This window comes from Pseudoalteromonas sp. OF7H-1 (genome assembly GCF_022347825.1).
GTDB lineage: Bacteria > Pseudomonadota > Gammaproteobacteria > Enterobacterales > Alteromonadaceae > Pseudoalteromonas > Pseudoalteromonas maricaloris.
This window is the reverse complement of the sequence record NZ_JAKRFX010000008.1, coordinates 1-19,447: the sequence shown is the minus strand read 5'-3', so window position 1 is coordinate 19,447 and position 19,447 is coordinate 1. Positions and strand designations below refer to the sequence as shown.

General features: G+C 40.6%; 18 protein-coding genes. 15 read left to right on the top strand and 3 right to left on the bottom strand.

Translation table 11 applies throughout. The annotated features are described in order from the left end of the window. Positions 1-87 precede the first annotated feature (87 nt). The 5 genes from MHN30_RS11370 (at position 88) to MHN30_RS11350 (ending at position 3,619) form a co-directional block, all read left to right on the top strand. Positions 88-1,080, top strand: a complete 993-nt coding sequence (locus MHN30_RS11370; protein ID WP_239359651.1) for an LLM class flavin-dependent oxidoreductase — start codon at positions 88-90, stop codon at positions 1,078-1,080. A gap of 598 nt (positions 1,081-1,678) precedes the next feature. Further along, entirely contained in the window at positions 1,679-2,089 is a 411-nt protein-coding gene (locus MHN30_RS11365; protein ID WP_130165917.1) for an NUDIX hydrolase, read from the top strand. 20 nt (positions 2,090-2,109) lie between these two features. Beyond that, positions 2,110-2,550: a DUF2214 family protein gene (locus tag MHN30_RS11360; RefSeq protein ID WP_130165792.1), complete on the top strand. Its 441-nt coding sequence runs from the start codon at positions 2,110-2,112 to the stop codon at positions 2,548-2,550. Further along, positions 2,547-2,963, top strand: coding sequence for a VOC family protein (locus MHN30_RS11355; RefSeq protein WP_130165793.1), 417 nt, complete (start codon positions 2,547-2,549; stop codon positions 2,961-2,963). Before MHN30_RS11360 ends, MHN30_RS11355 begins: the two co-directional genes overlap by 4 nt. Then, entirely contained in the window at positions 2,960-3,619 is a 660-nt protein-coding gene (locus MHN30_RS11350) for a YoaK family protein (RefSeq protein WP_130165794.1), read from the top strand. The genes MHN30_RS11355 and MHN30_RS11350 overlap by 4 nt, the downstream gene beginning before the upstream one ends. A 123-nt stretch (positions 3,620-3,742) precedes the next feature. On the opposite strand, the gene MHN30_RS11345 is transcribed toward MHN30_RS11350, so the two are convergent. Continuing rightward, positions 3,743-3,931, bottom strand: coding sequence for a hypothetical protein (locus MHN30_RS11345; RefSeq protein ID WP_239359650.1), 189 nt, complete (start codon positions 3,929-3,931; stop codon positions 3,743-3,745). Between the two features lie 208 nt (positions 3,932-4,139). On the opposite strand from MHN30_RS11345, the gene MHN30_RS11340 reads away from it, so the two are divergent. Together MHN30_RS11340 and MHN30_RS11335 are read left to right on the top strand one after the other, a co-directional pair. After that, positions 4,140-5,276 carry an MFS transporter gene (locus MHN30_RS11340; protein ID WP_239359649.1) on the top strand — a complete coding sequence of 379 codons (1,137 nt, stop codon included), beginning with the start codon at positions 4,140-4,142 and terminating at the stop codon, positions 5,274-5,276. 490 nt (positions 5,277-5,766) lie between these two features. Next, positions 5,767-6,834, top strand: a complete 1,068-nt coding sequence (locus MHN30_RS11335) for a ChuX/HutX family heme-like substrate-binding protein (protein ID WP_130165797.1) — start codon at positions 5,767-5,769, stop codon at positions 6,832-6,834. 76 nt (positions 6,835-6,910) lie between these two features. Here the strand turns inward: MHN30_RS11335 and MHN30_RS11330 are convergent, their stop codons facing one another. Continuing rightward, on the bottom strand, positions 6,911-7,687 hold the full coding sequence (locus MHN30_RS11330) for a 2OG-Fe dioxygenase family protein (protein ID WP_165384133.1): 777 nt from the start codon (positions 7,685-7,687) through the stop codon (positions 6,911-6,913). 500 nt (positions 7,688-8,187) lie between these two features. Beyond that, complete coding sequence (locus MHN30_RS11325) at positions 8,188-9,264, bottom strand: hypothetical protein (protein WP_130165799.1); 1,077 nt, start codon at positions 9,262-9,264, stop codon at positions 8,188-8,190. A 389-nt stretch (positions 9,265-9,653) separates the two neighbouring features. Between MHN30_RS11325 and MHN30_RS11320 the strand changes: the two genes are divergently transcribed. From MHN30_RS11320 to MHN30_RS11285, 8 genes are all read left to right on the top strand, one after another. Then, the gene (locus tag MHN30_RS11320; RefSeq protein ID WP_130165800.1) at positions 9,654-10,082 is read left to right on the top strand and encodes a hypothetical protein; all 429 of its coding nucleotides are present in this window, start codon (positions 9,654-9,656) and stop codon (positions 10,080-10,082) included. Between the two features lie 148 nt (positions 10,083-10,230). Continuing rightward, positions 10,231-12,432 carry a hypothetical protein gene (locus MHN30_RS11315; protein WP_239359648.1) on the top strand — a complete coding sequence of 734 codons (2,202 nt, stop codon included), beginning with the start codon at positions 10,231-10,233 and terminating at the stop codon, positions 12,430-12,432. Further along, positions 12,425-14,560, top strand: a complete 2,136-nt coding sequence (locus tag MHN30_RS11310; protein ID WP_130165802.1) for a hypothetical protein — start codon at positions 12,425-12,427, stop codon at positions 14,558-14,560. Before MHN30_RS11315 ends, MHN30_RS11310 begins: the two co-directional genes overlap by 8 nt. Continuing rightward, positions 14,550-15,188, top strand: coding sequence for a glycine zipper domain-containing protein (locus tag MHN30_RS11305; RefSeq protein ID WP_161568693.1), 639 nt, complete (start codon positions 14,550-14,552; stop codon positions 15,186-15,188). Before MHN30_RS11310 ends, MHN30_RS11305 begins: the two co-directional genes overlap by 11 nt. Further along, positions 15,188-15,676: a hypothetical protein gene (locus MHN30_RS11300; RefSeq protein WP_128727492.1), complete on the top strand. Its 489-nt coding sequence runs from the start codon at positions 15,188-15,190 to the stop codon at positions 15,674-15,676. Before MHN30_RS11305 ends, MHN30_RS11300 begins: the two co-directional genes overlap by 1 nt. Positions 15,677-15,685: 9 nt before the next feature. Beyond that, positions 15,686-16,672, top strand: a complete 987-nt coding sequence (locus MHN30_RS11295; protein WP_239359647.1) for a Calx-beta domain-containing protein — start codon at positions 15,686-15,688, stop codon at positions 16,670-16,672. A 567-nt stretch (positions 16,673-17,239) separates the two neighbouring features. Continuing rightward, positions 17,240-18,478 (top strand): class I SAM-dependent methyltransferase, encoded by a 1,239-nt coding sequence (locus MHN30_RS11290; protein WP_239359646.1) that lies wholly within the window; start codon positions 17,240-17,242, stop codon positions 18,476-18,478. A gap of 10 nt (positions 18,479-18,488) precedes the next feature. Next, a complete protein-coding gene (locus tag MHN30_RS11285; RefSeq protein WP_239359645.1) occupies positions 18,489-19,235 on the top strand; it encodes an autoinducer binding domain-containing protein in 747 nt (248 codons plus the stop codon). The last annotated feature ends 212 nt before the right edge of the window (positions 19,236-19,447 follow it).

Below are 19,447 nucleotides of genomic sequence, written 5' to 3'. Positions count from 1 at the left end.
TCAGCAACAATGTAGTGCGGGATTTCGGATTGAAATAGAAGTAGCAACCCTTACTCTATGGTGTAACTCAAACCGTTAAGGATTGTTATGACTTCACTTGCTAACATGCCATTTTCTTTGCTCGAATTAAGCCCGATGAAAGAGCGAGATACCGTTTCACAAACCCTCGCTAACAGCGTGGCTTATGCGCAAAAAGCGGATGAACTTGGCTTTAAACGCTTTTGGATGGCTGAGCATCATAATATGCGTGGCATTGTCTGCGCAGCAACCTCCGTATTGATAGGGCATATTGCCGGACATACTCGCAATATTCGGGTGGGGGCGGGTGGCGTGATGTTGCCAAACCATCCACCGTTAGTCGTCGCTGAGCAGTTTGGCACCTTAGAAAGCCTCTATCCGGGGCGTATTGATTTGGGATTAGGGCGCGCGCCTGGCAGCGATCCGATTACCAGCCGAGCACTGCGTCGCGATGACAGACGTGCAGAACAATTTGACGATGAAGTCGCTGAGTTACAAGCCTTACTCGGTCCTTATGATGGTAAATCCTCGGTGCGTGCTATTCCGGGTGAAAACACCAAGGTACCAATCTGGTTGCTTGGTTCGAGTCTTTATAGTGCCCAGCTCGCCGCAAAGCGAGGTTTACCTTATGCATTTGCGGGTCACTTTGCGCCACGATTCGTGCATGATGCTATCGCACTTTATCGCCGCGATTTCCAACCATCAAAGGTGTTAGATAAACCTTATGTAATGCTTGGCTTACCGGTAGTTGCAGCCGATACCGACGAGCAAGCGCAGTATTTAGCTACCACGTCAAAACAGCGTATCCTAGCGTTGATGCGAGGTCAGGCGTTATGGCTGAAACCCCCCGTTGATTCGATGGAGGGGCTGTGGAATGCCCAAGAGCAAATGCAAGTCGACAGCTTTTTAGGCCTATCTGTGGTTGGAAGCCCCGCGACGGTCCATCATAAACTCAGTATGATTAAACGTGAGCTAGCGGTCGATGAGTTTATTTTTACCAACGATTTATACGAGCTAAGTGATAGAAAACATGCGCTTGAAATCTTGGCGGGCTTAACGTAAAAGTCGGAGTGTGAAGATAGTACTTAGGTGAAGGTTTGCGGTACACTGCGAGTTAAAAATTTACAAGGAACGAAAGTTGGAAACGATGTGGTTGTGTATCCTTTCTCTACTTATTCTGCCTTTTATGTCGGGGCGAAAGAAATAGCACTGAGCTGATGACGCCCCATTACCGGGGAGTGAGTTGATGTCAGGTACGGAAAAAATGACGCTCCGTCATGAAAATGAAAACACTAAGGTACTAGAAGCTAAACTTGCTGAGCTCGAGGTGTTTAAATCATCCTGAATAATAAGTTCAGCGAGTCAATATTTGCAGTAACAACTAGGGCCTGTTGATCTTTGCTGTTTGATTTTTGTTCTCCTGAGTGGGTTTTGGTCGCGACGCTCGACTTGCCGCCTAGTAATCTAGGTAAAAGTTGAGCAACAATGAACAAAGCGCACTCAGGTGAACCCAAAGGGCAGCGCTTGATTGGCATTTCTACTGTGTTCTCGCCTGACTCACATAGAACAACTATGCTACGCAGGCTCTGCCTTGTATAAATACCAATCAAACTGCTGCAAAAACAAATTTGAAAGGTAAACAGGCCCTAAAGGAAAAATGATGGATCAAGTTGTACGCGTCGGGGTTGGCGTGGTCATAATGCATGATAATAAAATTTTGCTCGGTGAGCGCATCGGTGCTCATGGCGCACATACTTGGGCAACGCCGGGTGGCCATTTAGAGTATGGAGAGGACATTGAGGCATGCGCAATAAGAGAGGTGTATGAAGAAACGGGGCTAGATGTTGTAAACGTTGAAAAGCTTGGTTTTACAAATGATTATTTTGCCGATGAGCAGAAACATTATGTCACTTTGTTTGTCATGGCAAGGTGCGATACTCATGATGCAGAAGTTAAAGAGCCAAATAAATGCAAACAATGGCAGTGGTTTTCGCTTGATGAATTGCCGCAACCTCTGTTTTTGCCTTTGGTGAACTTTTTAGAAGAAAACAACACACTTTATCGATACTAAAATAGCAATTGGGGCATAGCATGGAAGAGGTAGTCGTTAGATATATTCATTTTATCGGTATTTTATTTTTGGCATCAACGCTCGCGATTGAAAACGTGCTACTCTCCAAATCAATGAGTAGTCAGAGCATTAAGCGGTTAGCGGTAGTTGATGGTTTGTATGGTGTCAGTGCGCTTGTAACCCTTGGCGCAGGGTTAACGCTATGGTTTGCAGTTGGCAAGCCCAGTGAGTTCTACACTAAAAATCCGATTTTCCATGCCAAAGTCGGACTATTTTTGTTAATCGCTTTACTATCTATCATTCCGACTGTGTTTTTATTGAAGCACCGTAAGACAACAGCAGCTAATTTGTCTGTGCCCCAGCGCATCATCGTCATTAAAAGGCTAGAAATGCTGTTACTTTTAGTTTTACCGCTACTTGCTGCACTTATGGCAAGAGGCTATGGGTTGCCCTCATCATGAAACAAAATATTGTCAATATTGCGCTCGTCGTTAAAGACTACGATGAAGCCATCGACTTCTACGTCAATAAACTAAGTTTTGAATTAATAGAAGACACCTATCAACCCGAGCAAAATAAACGCTGGGTGGTGGTGGCACCGCCTAATTCTCATGGTACGGCGTTACTACTTGCCAGAGCTTCTACGCCAGAGCAGCAGAAGTTTATTGGTGATCAAGCTGGTGGACGGGTATTTTTATTTTTAAATACCGATGATTTCTGGCGTGATTATGAGCGTATGAAGTCTATTGGTATTCGGTTTATTCGCGAGCCACAAGAGCAAGATTATGGCACGGTTGCTGTATTTGAAGATCTCTATGGCAACCGCTGGGACTTATTGCAGCTAAACCCTGATCATCCTATGGCGAAGAGATGATCTCAAAGTTACCAAAATGGGTTGAGATCGGCGCTTTTATATTGGCGCTCGTCGCAGGATTTGTGAATGCAATCGGCCTACTTAGCTTCGAGCATCAATCCGTTTCTCACTTATCCGGCACTGCGACTATGCTCGGAACCAGTTTTTTAGGTGACAATCTTAAAGAAACCCTGCACTTATTTGGAGTGTTACTCGCGTTCTTGCTTGGCTCTGCACTTGCGGGGTTTTTGCTGCATGGCACCACGTTAAGGCTTGGCAAACATTACGATACCGCGCTGATACTTGAAGCTATTTTGCTTACCGTGTCTCTCGTATTACTGATGCAAGGCTCATTTTATGGTCACTTTTTTGCCTCTGCAGCTTGTGGACTACAAAACGCATTAGCCACCACGTACAGTGGAGCTGTGGTGAGGACAACCCATGTAACAGGAATATTCACCGACCTAGGACTAATGATTGGGGCGCTATGTAGAGGCGAGCCACTGGATACCAGAAAAGCAAAACTGTTTGTGTTGATAATCTCAGGGTTTGTGGCAGGCGGCGTGTTAGGCGCTTGGCTTTATAACAAGTTTTACTTTCAGGCGCTGTGGTTGCCTATAACCATTTGTTTGCTGATCGCAGGTGTTTACCGCTTTGCGCTTAGGGATAAGGGGTAGTACACCGTGGTGTTGATGTATCTTAGTTTGGATTATTGACTACTTAATCAACATCGTATAGATTAGCGCGCGATTTTAATTTGGATCTTTCCACGATGTTTTACATCCTATTTAAGAATTTTGTTAGAAGGCTTTGCTCCGCGCATTAACACGATGAAGTGTTGCTCGGAGTTTACTTTCTAAATCTTCATCAGAGACATTGGCGACTACCTGAATAAAGGTGGACAGCGGCAGTGTATCTGATGATTGGAAAGACGAAGCCGGTGATGATACTTCATCGTCGGCTTTTTTGTGCCCGAAATTCAGTGGCACACGTTTTCGAAATTTTTTGAAACGGGAGGTCGATATTACAGCCGATCTCCCGTTTTTTATGGATGTAATTTAATGAATTTGCTTTTAAATGACCTGATGACGTCAGGTATAGACTCATACAAACACAAGCTTAATGTTGGCTTTATTTCTTTTGCTTTGCTGAACACCTGCAAGGTAAACGTTTGCTGCGCAAAAAAGGGGTAATGAGATGTTATTGACTTTATTACTCGCCTTTATTGCGTTTTTAGTTGGGGCCGATGAGCTGATGCTTGGGCCTATTCTTGAGCCTATTGGACTCGAATTAGGTGTAAAGCCTGAACGAGTTACGCTGTTTATTACCACTTACAGCGTTGCCCTTGCGATTGTGGCTCCGCTATTTGGGGCACTCTCAGATAAAGTAGGGCGCCGCGCTATCATCTTACCTGCAATCGTGGTTTTTGGTGGTGCCTCTATCGCGACAGGGCTGGTCACTTCATTTGAGTGGGGCTTATTTGCTCGTGTGATCACAGGTATTGCCAGTGCTGGCATGCTACCGATTGCATTTGCCATCGCGGCAAGCTCTGGTGAAGATGCGCTAAAGCGGATCGGTTGGGTGCAAGCAGGCTTAACCCTTGGCATGATCTCAAGTCCTGCGTTTGGCGCGTTTTTAACGCATCTAATGTCGTGGCGAGCGGCTTTTGTTGCGCTCGGGATCGCCACTTGGGTTGTGGCATTATTACTTACCGTAAACCACCGTGCGATCCCAAATGACAAAGCTGGAGAAGGCACCAAGATATCGGTCAAGCTATGGCAAATCCCCGGTGTTGTTGGCGCGTTACTTACCATGTGTATTGGTTTAGGTGGTGGTATTGGTTTGTTCAATTTGGTGGGGCAGCATTTACGAGATACACAAGCACTGTCAGTGTGGTTTATTGGTGTACTGTATGCCTTATTAGGCTTAGTGAGCGTTGCTGGAAACCTGATGATGCCAAAACTCGCAACCCATTTTGAAAGTGGACGGCAGGTAATGCGTGCATCATTGGTCGTTTGCCTCATCGCCAGTAGCGGTCTTTATTGGTATCAAGGTACCTCTCTCATACCGTTATACTTTTTGATGACACTTTGGGCATTGGCTGGCGGTATCGGGGCTCCGGCATTACAGGCATATATTTCAGAGCTTTCGCCTGCACATCGCGGTGTGCTTATCTCACTGGCTATGAGCATGATGCACATTGGTGTAGCGAGCTGGTCTGCCGTCGCGGGTTTTGCTTATAGCCTTGGTGTGGCTGCGATGACGCTGCTTGCTATTACCTTGTTTAGTCTTGCTATTTTGTGTTTGCGCCCGGTAAAAGGCGCATCAATTTAGGAGGTAACTAGTACCAATTAGCCTTAATACTTGCTCAATTTTAAGGAGCAAATCTGACGCTTACGGCGTTAAAAATTTCTCATTTAGAAAAACTAAATAGCAAAATTTTCGCCTTGCCTACATGGATGTAGGTACCTTGGCGATAGCAGGACGCGGTAGCGGTGTTATCGACAAGATTCTCTTGCCTCAAAATTGGAAGCTGAGTTAAGCGAGTTGGCATGCCAGCCTGCATATTCGATCGAACACGAGTGCTTTTGATTGAGTAGAAATGTTTTAATCTGTGTGGACTTTCATTAGACAAAATAAATTGCTAGTATTGTTTTGATATTAATTCTCATTTTCATTTGGTTTGGGCTTCATGGTATTTGCAAAGTTGGTACGTGGTTTGAGCGGATGATGTTGCGTCTATATATGTGAGCACTGTAAATCAACAACTTGTCTTCTTTCTTTGCCAAATGGGTGGTTAAGCTAGGTTCCTTGTGGAGGAAATATGGAACAACTTATTCAAGATTATAAAATGCTACTAATCGGAGAGCCTAACATTAGGCCCATTGTTGCGGCTATGCAGCTAGGTGTGAGTGAAGCTGAGTTGCTAAACGCACAGCTGGATGAGCCTGTTACGTCTCGAGTTACCAGATTAGATGAGCATAAAATCGCGGATTTATTAAAAGGATTTAAAAAGCTTGGAAAAGTGATGGCTTTGACTAGAAATGGCTCTGTGGTGAGCGAGATAACTGGTTTGTATGAAAAGCTCTATGTTACAGGGCACAGTAACAAACTTAGTGCCGTGGCCATCAATCCAGGAGGGATTGATCTGCGGCTTTTCTTGCACAAATGGAAAAGTGTATTTCTTGTTGAAACGGATAAGCATACTAGTTTTCAATTTTTCGATGAAAACGGTCGGGCTGTACATAAGGTATATATGACAGCAGATGCCGACTTTAACGAGTTTGTGAACCTTAAAGCACGCTACCAGCTAACACATAGTCACGAGTTGGATGTAACGCCTTTTGAAGTCCTAGATACTAATATTAAGGACTTGAGTACTGCGCAGCTAGATGATTTTAGGTCGCAGTGGGGCGAGTTAAATGATGTCCATCATTTTCCAAAGCTTTTAGAGACATACAACCTTGAACGCTTGCAGGCCCTTGAAATCGTTGGCTCACCATGGAGCTTTGAGCTACAAAGCTTTGACCTTGCAGATATATTTCAGCAAGCAAACATGTTTAAGCAAGAGATTATGGTATTCGTTGGCAATCCAGGTGCGGTACAGATCTTCTCTGGAAAGGTTGAAAACCTCAAACAAGTTGGCCCTTGGTTTAACGTATTAGATCCTGAGTTTAACCTGCATATAAAAGCAGACGACCTAACCCGTGCGTTCGTGGTCAGAAAACCCACGGATAACGGCAATACTGTGGTTACCTCTATTGAGTTTTTTGATGCCAATCGCGAGACTGTATTAACGCTGTTTGGTCGCCGAATTGAAGGCAAAAAACAAACCGATGAGTGGCAGGCGCTATGTGAGCGATTGATCCATAAAGGACGGGTTGCGGCGTAATACTCGAGCTATAGAAAAGCTATCCTCTACAATCAGCTATATTGAAAAGGGCTCTATAAAAGAGCCCTTTGAATTTCTAGTGCCAAATAGGCGTGACTTCTGAGACTAAGATTATTCGTTTAGAGACGGTATTTTGTTGCGCATTCTCCATTCTTGTCGCCATTGCACTATGGCAAAGTGGGCGGGAAGTACCACGTTGACACTCGTCCATAATCACTCCTGACCCCACAGGTAATTCAGTAAAGAGCCGAAGATCTTGGGTACTAACATTATCTATAGGGGTGTTTACCGCGACACCGTCAGCTATCACAAACTCCCCGCCTGATACATTCTCTCTGGCCAGCGTAAGGATTGAGGTAATTGTTTGATGACTTAACCCGTCGAAATGAAGCGTATTTGGGGTTACCAAGCAATCCGCGTAAGGTGTCGGATAATAGCCAATAAACTGATGCTCAACATGGTACGACGGTGCCGAAATTGAATGTTGGATCAAAAATTCAGTCAGCGCTGTGATCACTGGGTGGTTGCAAATCAATGTACCGTCAGTGCAATGTGTTATTGCTTTGAACCACCTTTGTTTACCCCCTGCGTCCGGGTTTAGTTGTTGAGATAAGCCGTAAACATAATATTGACCTCCTTGTCTATCCTCGGGATTGATAAGGTATGTGTTAGCGTCCTTGACGGTATAACGCACGATACCTCTTGCATTTTGGCCGGATGGAATATAAGTGTCTAAGCCTAATTCAGGTTCCACCTGTTTCAGTAACAACTCAATATCTTGTAGTGAACCAACGTTGAAATTTGGCAAAGAATATTGGCAGAAACCATTTCTTAACAATGTAGTTTTAGTCATTTTTGATTCTCCTATCTGTCTTTCTTGATTTGTTTTCATAAAAATTTCAATAAGCTTTTTCATATTCACCTCATCTGGTTTGTTTTGGTGTTTATAGATTTGCATTTAATTTATTGATTTTGAAGGAAATGATAGGAATCTAAACGGAATGAAAACTGAATTTATGGTGAGTTTTAATGTGAAAGGCCTGTTTGAACGAATGGTTGCTATACCGTATGCTTCATTCAGTTTTAGCTTAGTGGAGATTAATTGAGCTGGGTAACTCGAATTAATACAATCCATGCTTTCTCTCTGGTTTAAAGAGCTGTGGGCAGTACAAATGGAAAGCCTTTTGGGCTAGCACATCGAGGATGTATATTTTCTCTTGCGCTTTGGGGGAAGGCTATGAGTATAAGTGAGCAGGAACAAGTAGTCATCGGTAGAATCTGAATAAATCCACGAAAACTACTTGAGTAGTGAGCGATTTTTCTATTTACAGTAGCAATTGAGTGGCTACTTTGTTAATCCTCAAAAAATGCAAGTATATTAGGAATTGTACGGCCATAATCTATTTTCTTACTATTCGAATCATTTAGATACAACTTTAAAGAACCTCCACTGTCTAGAGTCATCACGTTAGACATATTGAGTCCATACATCTCTAGCACATCCTTCGCGTATCCATAATTTTGACACTGGCTTACTAGAATGACTAGCTTTTCATGCTTGTTTCTTGGGTTGTTATCAGCATCAACTGTGCCGACAAATCCTCTTGGATAACCACCTCCAAAGCTGCAGTTGTATCCTTTTATGGAACTTAAATGATTGGTAGTAAAGGCATATGCGTAAGATACTAAATTACTGCGCCGATATGTTGCATTATCTAAGTCAGTCAATGCTGCAAAATAATCTCTTGAATCATTGGGTTGGAAGGAAGTGACATCATCAAATTCATCAACACGCCCTACAAATGCTTTACCGCCACCGATTTCAAGCTTAGCTAAATTATCAAGAGCGTAGCCCCAAGTTTTGTCAATACTATCCTCGTAATACCCAGAATCTTCATGATAAAAGGAATGTTTTAATTCTCCTCCGTCCATCCAAATTGAATGCGAGCGGCTAGGAAATAATATCCCTCTCTTTTCACCTATGTTTGAACTAACTGGGCCAAAGTAACTTAAGTTAGTGAAACCGACATATGATTGAGCCAGATCAGTGTCTAACGCTTTTAAAGCATCATGAAATCCGTATCCGCTGGCTGCTTTGAAGTAATAATATGGGGTACTATCTTGGTTTGAATTTCCTCCCATCATCCAGGAGTTGGTCACAGAATGCTTTTCAGAGCTAATTATTAGTGGGTGTCCGCCTCTATCTAAGTTAACAATTATCACGTAATCGTCGGCCCCGCCGCTATAACTGATTTTATACACATCAACACCTGACCCAATAATGCCATCAGTATTACTAAAGGTTTGATAATTGATGGCATTAACAGGGGCGCTAGTCATAGCGTCATGAGTAGGTAGCGTGAAGTTAGCTTCTGATTTGAGTGAGTAACTAGATAAAGCGATAACACTCAGTATTGGTAGAAATTTCATATTTAACTCCTTTTGTTAATTTTTCTTAACTTTATTGTCTTTTAAAAACTCCGTTAAGGGTGGTTATTTCTACCTTGACGCACCTGTTTGAACTAGTAAACAGTGCTAACTCTTGCTTGTTAGATGAGAGTGTTTGATGTTGCTTAACATGGTCTTAATTTCTATTGTAATGATTTTAAATCGTTTTTTTATTTTGTTGAGCAAGGTTACGTAAAATTCACAATGATGCAGGTAACCTAATGATGGTTACTTTCATTGTTTATATTTGAGTAACAAAGTGAAATTATATTTGAAAATTGTGCTCTAATTGTATAGAAATGTAATCTAAATGTGGTTTTTTAGACCGGTAAATGAGATTTTTTGGTATGCCTAAGGGTAAGGAGCGCGAAATGGAACAAGTTTATAACTTTGCGGATGAGGTGCAATTAGAGTCTTTAAGGCAGCTGATTGTTGAGAAGATTAATCAAAAAGGACTGTCCGAACAGCAAGTTACAGACAGTGCTTACATGAGTGATAGAAGTCTTCGCAATTATAAGACGGAAGGCTACTTAGCCAGTTTAGCGCCACTCTCGTCATCGACGGTAAGTAAGCTAAAGAATCTATTGACTGCGCTTAATATTGAGCCTGAAGAAGCGCTGGAATACCACCAAAAGCGAATAGAAAATCAACAAAACAACCACCACTCAGACCCTACAAATCAAAATGGCCAGCAAAGCAATGCTCAGTTTCAAGGGTGTACCTTTAACGGCGGGGCGAATGCACCAAATGTCATCACTGGTAATAGGGACATTACGCTTAACTTTGGTGCTAAAGACTAAAGGTAACCTTAAATTCCGATAAGGGGTGGTTTGACCCTGTAAATTTAAGCTAGTTAAGAAGCTTGTATCTTTCATAGCGAAGTACTCGCTATTTGAAGCTCTTAAGGCTTAATTGCTCCCGTTTTTAAAATTTTAAAAGTGATTTTATATGAGTGCTGATCCAAAGGAAGCAGAGGTTGGTTCAAGCATTGGCATCGAAACCAATGCATATGATGATGATGTTCCGCAGCAACTAAGCCAATTTGACAGTAGTACGTTTGAAGAAGCTGTGATCCAAGGGAATAGAGATGTTCAGGTCAATAACTATTTCTCAAATGCTGATAAGAAACCACTGAAGTATGAAGCACTTCAGTTAAGAACGTTTCCAAAAATTGCGAGTAATGAGGTCATTTTAGATGACATCAAGTTAGCCGAACTTAACAATTTCCTCGTTTGTCACAACTGGCTGATTATTGAAAAAAATAACGAGAATGCCTTTTATCTCTCAGAGGCTATCGCTGCTGCTTTACAGCACACCGACATATCATCTTACTACATACGTCATAATTCATGTCGAATAACTGAGTACTTAGATTCAAAATTTCCTTACGTAGAAAGTCAACACGCTTATGTTATTAGGCAGCCAGTAGAAGACTTAGAAAGTTTCGAGCGCTTTATCGAAACCCGTGAAAATCTAAATGCACTGACGTCTAAACTAAAAGCACGTAAGGCGACGCTGCTTATGGTATTGGATAGTAAAGGCGATAGTGATTGTCCTAGAAGGATCCAAGAATACCTGCGTTTCAACTCTGTAAGTTCCATGCTTGGTTATTGGCAGCCTGCAGTTCACTTTACACATGACTCATTACCTGTAGCAGCACTAGATAACGACGATTGGTTGGACTGTTTAGTTATTACACTAACTTGTTGGTTTAACAACATGCCACTGGTGTTGTTTCAAAATGTCATAGCTAAAGCATTTGACCATAAATTAGATCAAGCTAAAGAAGTGGGAGAAGGAGAAGAAGCGTTAACTCATGCTTATGCTCGTTGGCAGCAAGATCCTGATGCATTTTTGAAATTAGCTGGGCTTGAGCTCACATCACCGTCGGGTTTAGGTACTTGTTGTATCCGGCTAAGCTCGATTAAGCAAGCGAGCGTATATCGAGAAAAGTTGCTTACAAACAACCCATTCCAACTAGCCGTACTCTCTGCAATTATTGAAGAAGTCATTTTTGATCAGGATATAACAAATGAACTCCTTGATATAGATGCGCTTTTTTCAGACCTTGCCTACTTCTACTTAAAGCTTTCTGAAGTTGGGGTAATTACTATTAATAGTGATTACCTATTAAAAGTTTTTGAGCGATATCGTCAGTGCCAAAATTCAAAAATAATTCATTTTATTTCGTTTGTTAGGGCGCTTTCTTATCAAGATAGATTCAAGTTGGCCATCGATGAATTTATTTGTCAACTACTATGGCAAGTGGAAGAAAAAGAGAAAGGTCTAATATCTATATCAGACTTAGAAATTCATATTGATAATTGGGTTCCAGAGTTTAAGTCAACCTTTGAAAATAATCTTAAATCGAAGGTGTATGACTTCAAAAATCACCTCTATTTTTTATTTAATACTCTAGCTTATTCAATTGAGTTTGAAAGTGAATCTGAAGTTTTGTCATTGGAGTATGTGTTTTCTAAAAACTCTGAACTTGGGTTTTATGATAATAATATGCGCCCTGGATTTGCAGTGCTTCGTTACTATTTTTCTGGCTATCTATATGCAGATGCATCTCACTTATTAAAAATACTAAAAAATATACCTTCCGATAGTGAAAAGTGTGTTTTAACTTTAATGATTGTAAGAATTTTTGTTTTTAGCCTTATGCATCGTGTGTTAGAGGGAAATAATCAACTTGATGATAAGGCCACCTTTTACTTGATTACGTTAATGTTTGAAGAGGGGGCGGAAGAGTTAATTTACCAACTGCTAGCGATGCCTAGTTTGAATGAAAGCCTAAAGAAGAGAAATATCACTGCATTTTTAACTGCATCAATTTATATAAAACAAACGCTGATCCAAACGCAATATGTCTCCGATGAAAGCGAATATGAGCATTACGACATGATGCTTACGGAGTTGGATGAAAAATTCAAACGATTGAATCAATTGTTTGCCATTACTTGCACCAGAAAACAGTACGAGCAAATTAAAGCGGATTTAAGAATTCAGCGAGACAAGGCGATAGATCAGTACAGAAATTGTAGATCAGATAAAGAGCAGAGGATGCTACTAAAGCTAAAAAAAGGCGTGTTAAGCGAAGCTATTAAACAATTTAAAAAACCTAGAAGAGAATCCTACCATGCATGAAAGCATCTCTAATTTGAGCAACTTAATCAGAAAAGTCGATACTAACTTTCACAATCCGAGAGTTCATGGAGAGGGGTTTGTTGTCACTTGGAATAAGAAAACCAACCAAATCGTAACCAAGCAAGGTTTGCTATCTGATTTATTTAATAAGAAACATTATGAATATTTCTTTGTTAAATCTCATACAAAACCAATCGTCATTAGCAAAATTCCATTTGAATGGCATGAAGGTGCAAGTGAGATTGCACTAGAGTTTTACGCTACCTTTCAGCTTAAAATTACAGATCAAACTGAAGCGCATAAGTTAGTCGAAATCTTAAGTATGTCCGGCACGCCGGAAAAAGGATTATTTAATTTAATAGATAAGCACCTGCATCACTGCATGTCGAAAATGTATAAGAAATGCTTGGACTCACAAAATAGCAACTTATTAGATGAGTTTTATCAGCTAGAGCTACAGCGTGGAGAAAGCAGTGAATTAAACACGTCGGTGTGCGAGCAAATGCAGCAAGAATTAAAAGGAATGGATTTTAATATTGGCTTCACACTGCGTAACGCACCAGAGCGATATGCCGAATTTAAATATAGTACCAAGATTAAAGAAACGGGCTTAGAAGTAACGTCCGAATGTCAAATGACATTGAATAACTACCAAGCCTATCGCAAGTCTGAAATTAGCGATATCGAGGGGGTGGTAGCACACATGAAAGCGGGTATTGATAGAGCAATCCGTCAGCATATTTTGGGCAAATCTGAAATGGATTTGCTGAGCAACTTCAAAACGGCAACGAGTCAAGACGTCTCTATCTCCGATCAGGTTAAAAATAGTGTTAAGCAACAAGCTACTGCAATTGGTTATGAACTTAACTCATTTCATACATTACCAAACATTGCTCCGCTGAGGTTATTGAATGGGTTGATGCTCACGTTTGATAAAGAAGATGGCGCATTTAAAACGGGGATGTTTGGTAGCCGTGTACGGTTAAATATTCGCATGGAAGTTAAGGCGAAAGAAGGAGAGTTTGAAAAATACCGTCACTTATTTGCAAGTAGTGAAAACGACAATCAGATTGATTTGTTAGCGATAACGCAAGCACAAATTCTCGACAGAATAAAAGTATTAGTACACGACATTTGCAAAGAAGTGATGTTGAATGACAAGTTTAATCATTACAAAGCATTAAGTCAGTTTGAAGAATTAATCCGGCCTCAACTTGAAGATGAGATTGGCAAACGATTAAGTGAACAACATGGCTTGGTGGTAAGTATTAAGTCACTTATGGCAGTTGAATCTGAAGATGCCATGAGGCTTGAAGAGCTAAGAGGTAAAAAAATACCAATCCAATTTAAGCATTTTTTTGGTGGACAAGACGGGATTGGTGCCGAGTATTCATTCAGTGGCGCATTTGAAGTGCTCGGTCTAGTCGTCAGTGATGCCGGTGGTGAACATAGTTGGGAAACGTTTGAAAAATGGGATTTTGGTTACCGAATCGATTCTCCTGAGCGTCATACTAACACAGCCCTTAAAGGGAATGACGATAGAGTCTGTAAAAAATTGGCGATTGAGAATGAACTAGAAGATATAAAACAGGAAGTTATTAGGCTTTTCAAGGCATCAACATTACTTATCCCTTCCATTACGCTTTGGGTAAACAAACGTGAATATAACGCAAAGTTACAAGATGAATTACTCAGTGAGGTATCGGCTCTGTTGAGGCGCAGTCGAGGAATGGATCTACTGATTGAAAGACTAGAAATTAAAGACGAAAGCCTGATCCAAGCGCAGCTTGATAGTAGAGATCGTAAGCTCAAATCAATTGCCGATGTCGATAGTATGCGTTTAGAGCAGCGTTTAGTTGATTTAAAACAAAGCAAAGACGAAAAGCAAAAGCTGGCAGACGAAGTTACAGAAAGAAGGTTGAGTTTCCTGCGCGACAGCGATGATTTTGAGGACTTACTAGAAGAAAAAGAGCGTATCGAAAATGATTACCGTCATTTAAATACTAAAGAGTCGACCATAGAAGAGCTACTGCCTGCCCCTAACAGCCATGCCTCGAGCGATATCGAAGAATTAGCTGATGTACTTACTAAATCCAATAACCAGTGGGAAACGAACGATGAAAAGTAGAAAAAACCTTGTTGCTGCTTCAATCATGACAGCTTTGCTATCCGGGTGTGCAATGACTGACGACACTAAAACTCGAGCTGAGGGTGCATCGACAGGTGCACTCATTGGTGGTGCGCTTGGTTTGGTGTTAGGTGACAATAAGCAAGCCGCTATGATTGGTGCATTGATTGGTGCTGTTGCCGGTGATCTTTATGCCAAGAGTGTGGTTAAGAAGAAGCAGGATTACGCTAATACTGAGTTATATATGCAAGATGTGATTAAAGGGGCACAAGAGAAACTTATCGCAGCAAAAAATGAAAGAGAAAAAATTCATTTGGAAATAGAAGGTTATACCGCGCAGTTAGAAAGCATTGAGGCAGAGTCTCAAAAACGCAGTGCTGAGTATAGTGGCTTAGAAACGCAAAAAGATAGCTTGTCTAAAGCGGTTTCCAAGTCAGCTAAGTTAGTCGAGATATTGACTGAAGAAATTCAGTACCAAAAGGATGTGCTGGCACAAGAAAGAGAAACAGTTTCTGTACAATTAGCCTCACATAGTGAAACGGTTATTCAACAACTTCTTGCTGAAAAGAACGAGCTAGAACTCATGCAAGCCCAGCTAGCTTCATTAGATAGACGGAAATTATACTAATGCTGAAGCGGGTTATATATTGCTTGTTTTTGTCTTTGCTATCAGGTTGTGAGACGACAGGTGATCCAACAACTGGTGGGTTGTATGGATGGAGCGAAGAAAAAGCAAAGCAACGACAGGCACAGCTAAACCGAAGGGTAGTGGATATCGAAGCTCAAATGAATGCGATTGAAGAAGAAAATCAAGAGCTTGAAAGTGACAAGGTACAACTAACGCAGTTGATAGTAATACAAAGTGAGAAGTTAAACGCTTTAATTGCAAGCCATGATGCGTTGCTGGGTAAGATAGAAACATACAAAGGTCTTGAGCGTATTAATCAGACAAAAATTAGCCAGTTGAAAACACGTTACCCATGGCTCGGCCTGAGTCGAGAGGAGGTCTTGAGACAATTTCAAGAAGCGGCAAGCGAATCACGACAACAGCAAATGCTAAACCAGCTAGAGAGTGAGCTTGAATCACTAGCACAAGAAATAGATATGATACTTTGAGTAATGTAGATGTCGATTAAACCAATAAAAGCACAATATTATTGCAGCAATATAGAACACTGTAGTAATGCTCGGGCGCATAAGTTATTTACTAAATCATATGCCAACAAGTGTGGTGTTTGTGCTCAGCCATTACTGTTTGCACGTTGGCATTTTTCGTTTGTTACTTCCTTTTGTTGGGTACTTTGTTTATCAACATTAGCAGCGCTGTCTTATCCATATTTCTTTCCTAAAGAATATGAAAATATTACTTTTTCTGGTGTGAAGACTGAAGTTCAAGAGTCTAGTGCTGTCGTGGAAGTTACTCTTCATCGAACAGCCAACATTGATTTAGTACAACAGATTGAGTTAATAACAGAAGATGGTACTGCAAAAGCAGCTGAGGACTATCGAGCCCTTGATATTGCTTTACAGTTCCAGCCTGGTGAAGTGCAAAAATCAATAAATATTCCAATTATTCCTGACTCTGATGTCTATGAAAACAATGAAATGTTTTACATTAAGCTGAAAAATGTGAAAGGGCAGCCGTCACATATCGTGATGATTGTCGAAGCTGGAGTAAACAAAGACTTAGTGGAAAAAAGCAGCCTTTTGGTAAGTAACCTTTCAGCTCTTGCAGCGGACCTTTCGAATGATTTGAAACAGCTTGAGATCCTTGGTAACTATTTGTCAACCAAAGAGAACCCAAAGGCTAACTTGGTCAAGAATTACCGTGATACTCAAGATAATATTCAAAGAGCGAGAGAAAAATACATTGTTCTGTTTAATGAAGCTTTAGATTTGGACCCTAATGTTTTGAGAAATGCATTGGACGCCCACCTTGAAGCGCTGAAAAAACAACAGTTTCATACTCAATATGAAGCAACAACTGTGATGAAAGCTCAGTTACTTGACTACTTGAGTTCCAGAATTTCTAACTCGCCTAAGTGGCTTGAGGAGTTAGGTGAGGTAGTAAAACTTGAAGTGAAAGCAAATAACAATGGAAGTGTTATCTAATCTGAGTTGCTTGTTTATTGGGCTAACTTTCAACTAAGCCAATGGGCAGCGCACTCAGCGCTGCTGCATACTCCCCATCAACAGAAGTGAAAATCGAGAGAACTTTTGTTCATTATTCGATGAGTTAGCGATAGCTCATTGAGACACCCTCAAATACCACGAGCCTTCAGCTTAAGGTGTTTAAGTTCAACCATTACATCGAACTACAATATTTACCTGCAAAACTTTCAAGCAAAACGATTGCTGACTAAAGAGCTGGCAGAGGGTTGTCTGTAACTGACGTTTGTAAAAATACAGAGCTAGTTTGAGATCCTTTTATATCAAGTGCTACAAGTAGCACCTTTCTTTACTTCCAATCTATTTCCTATTTCCTTCCTAATACATTAACTAATTGATATTAAATGGCTTATTGGTTTTTGGATTTTCCAAATATCGGCCTCTGGCATCTGCCATTATCGCCTTAACCTTATGTCTATCGGGCAAACAAGCAAACGCCTGATGTAAGGTGAACTCTGGCTGCAGACAGATTTTACCTCTCCTTTAAAAACAGAATGAGAGGAATTTACTATGTCTTTTAAAATAGAAGCATGTAATTTAAATAATATTGATGTCGCAGTTAAAACGTTGAAAGAAAACTATGTGGAAAACTTTCCAGCTATCAGAGTTACTAAAGATAAAATCTTAGGTAAAGGTATTTCTCTATACCTACTTAGTGATATAAGCCAAGTTCCACATAATCCAATAGCCACTTTTGGACTGAGCAGCGCGTATGAAGATGAGGATGTTTGGAAAGAAGTAAGGGCATCATTAAGTGATGGTTTTGACCCTAAAAAGGATGCAGTTGTCGGCCAGCTTAGTATATCGAGTAAAGATGTCGCAATTACCAGAGTGGTTTATGGCCTGTTATTAGATAAAGCACAACAGATGGGTTATGAGCGGTTGTTTTTTATCCTGAGAGGGAATGTTGATTTTTATAAAAAGTTATTTAACGCTATACTGATTAAAAATGATTGCAACTATGATATTGGGGTTGATAGAAAAATATCTGCTCTAGTTGTTGAAACGAAAGAAATAAAGCAAAGGGGGCTTCGCTTCCTAAATCGAAACTTATCATCTTGCTTTAATAAGAGTGATAGTCTAATTAAAAGGGAAATTATGAATAAATCTCATTGGGATGAATATAGTAGTGCATTTGACTCTATTATTACTCCACCACAAGTTGAACTTTATAATACAATTTCTCCGCTGTTGTCAGGAGTTGTTCTGGATGCTGGATGTGGAAATGGAAACTTAGCCGCTTTTGTCAATGGTGAAGTTTCTACTTATCACGGTGTAGATACGTCTCTTGATATGGTGCAAAAAGCCAACGCCAATCTGCAGAGACTGAAAGAACCACAGCGATTTCAAGCATTTCATGTCCAACTAGAAGAGTTTGTTAATACGCATCAATACGACGTGATTACATTAATAAACAGTGTTTACGCGATGGATAATCCGTCTTTGGTTTTTAAACACTGCTATAACTTACTTGCTCCGGGTGGTCTGTTAATTATCGCAAACCCCAATGAAAACATGACAAAATCTCACATGGAAATGATGATTGAATTGTATGAATCGCAATTTAGTGGCAATCCTGCTGTTGCAGACTTTAAGAGATTGAATTTACAATTTGTCACACAATACCAACATTCGTTTTATACTTTAGATAAAGTTGAAGGTTGGCTAGAACAAGCTGGACTGTCTGTAACAAACAGAGATTGCACTCACTTTCATGGTGCAATGAATTTAATCGTAGCTAAAAAGTAGGAAAATAAAAATGCGCTATCAAGATCTAGTCGATTTGTTGAATGCTTCGAATCAAGCAGAATACACTGCAAGTTTTTATCGTGCCATCTCACATATCGGATTTGATAGCGCAATTTATGGTTTTTTGCCAAGCCATGAATTTGTTAAACACTTGAACCAAATGCCTATCATACTAGCCACCGAAAACGCCCCTCTGGATTATTTAAAGTACTATCAAGAAAATGAAATTTTTAAGCCTGAGACAGATATCTTCGTAGCTAAAATACTTGCTGGTCATCGAGATCCAATAAACTGGTGGCGGGACCTACATGGTTTCAACCCCACAGAGTTACAAGTTGCTACCTTGACCCATGCAAAAAACGAATTTGGTCTCAATAACGGTTTTGTCGTCCCTCTCATGTGCGACCACAGAGGCTACGCTTGTGTTACTTTGTATAGCAATTTAAGTGATAAAGACTTTAATCACCTCGTACAGGTAAATGAAGAACAAATCGGATTATTTTGCTCAGCGTTGAACAGCAAAATTTTCTCAGATCCAAACTTGGTCGCTGAATTATACGACAATTATATAAAAATGAGCGATACAGAGCGTCAAGTGATGCGATACTTGGTTTCGGGGAAACCGATGAAGCAAATTGAAGATCATATTGGAATAACCTATCGCTACGCTGCAAAAGTAATTGATAAATTTAGAAAAAAGCATGGAAATGTGCCAAAAGACAAATTGCTTTATTCGTTAGGGCACTACTTTAGTTGATTTAACGCTAGTATTTCATATCTGATTTATCGTACTAACGGACGAGTTTATCTTTAATGTGGCAGGCTACTTTGGGCGAGGAGTGGATACCCGAATTCAGATAATAAGTGCACCACTCATGGTTAATCGGTGAGGAGAGATCAACTGCCTGTTGGTGGTACTCTGTAATCGCCAAAAAACAAGAGTAGTTACCATGAGTTACAAGCAGTTGA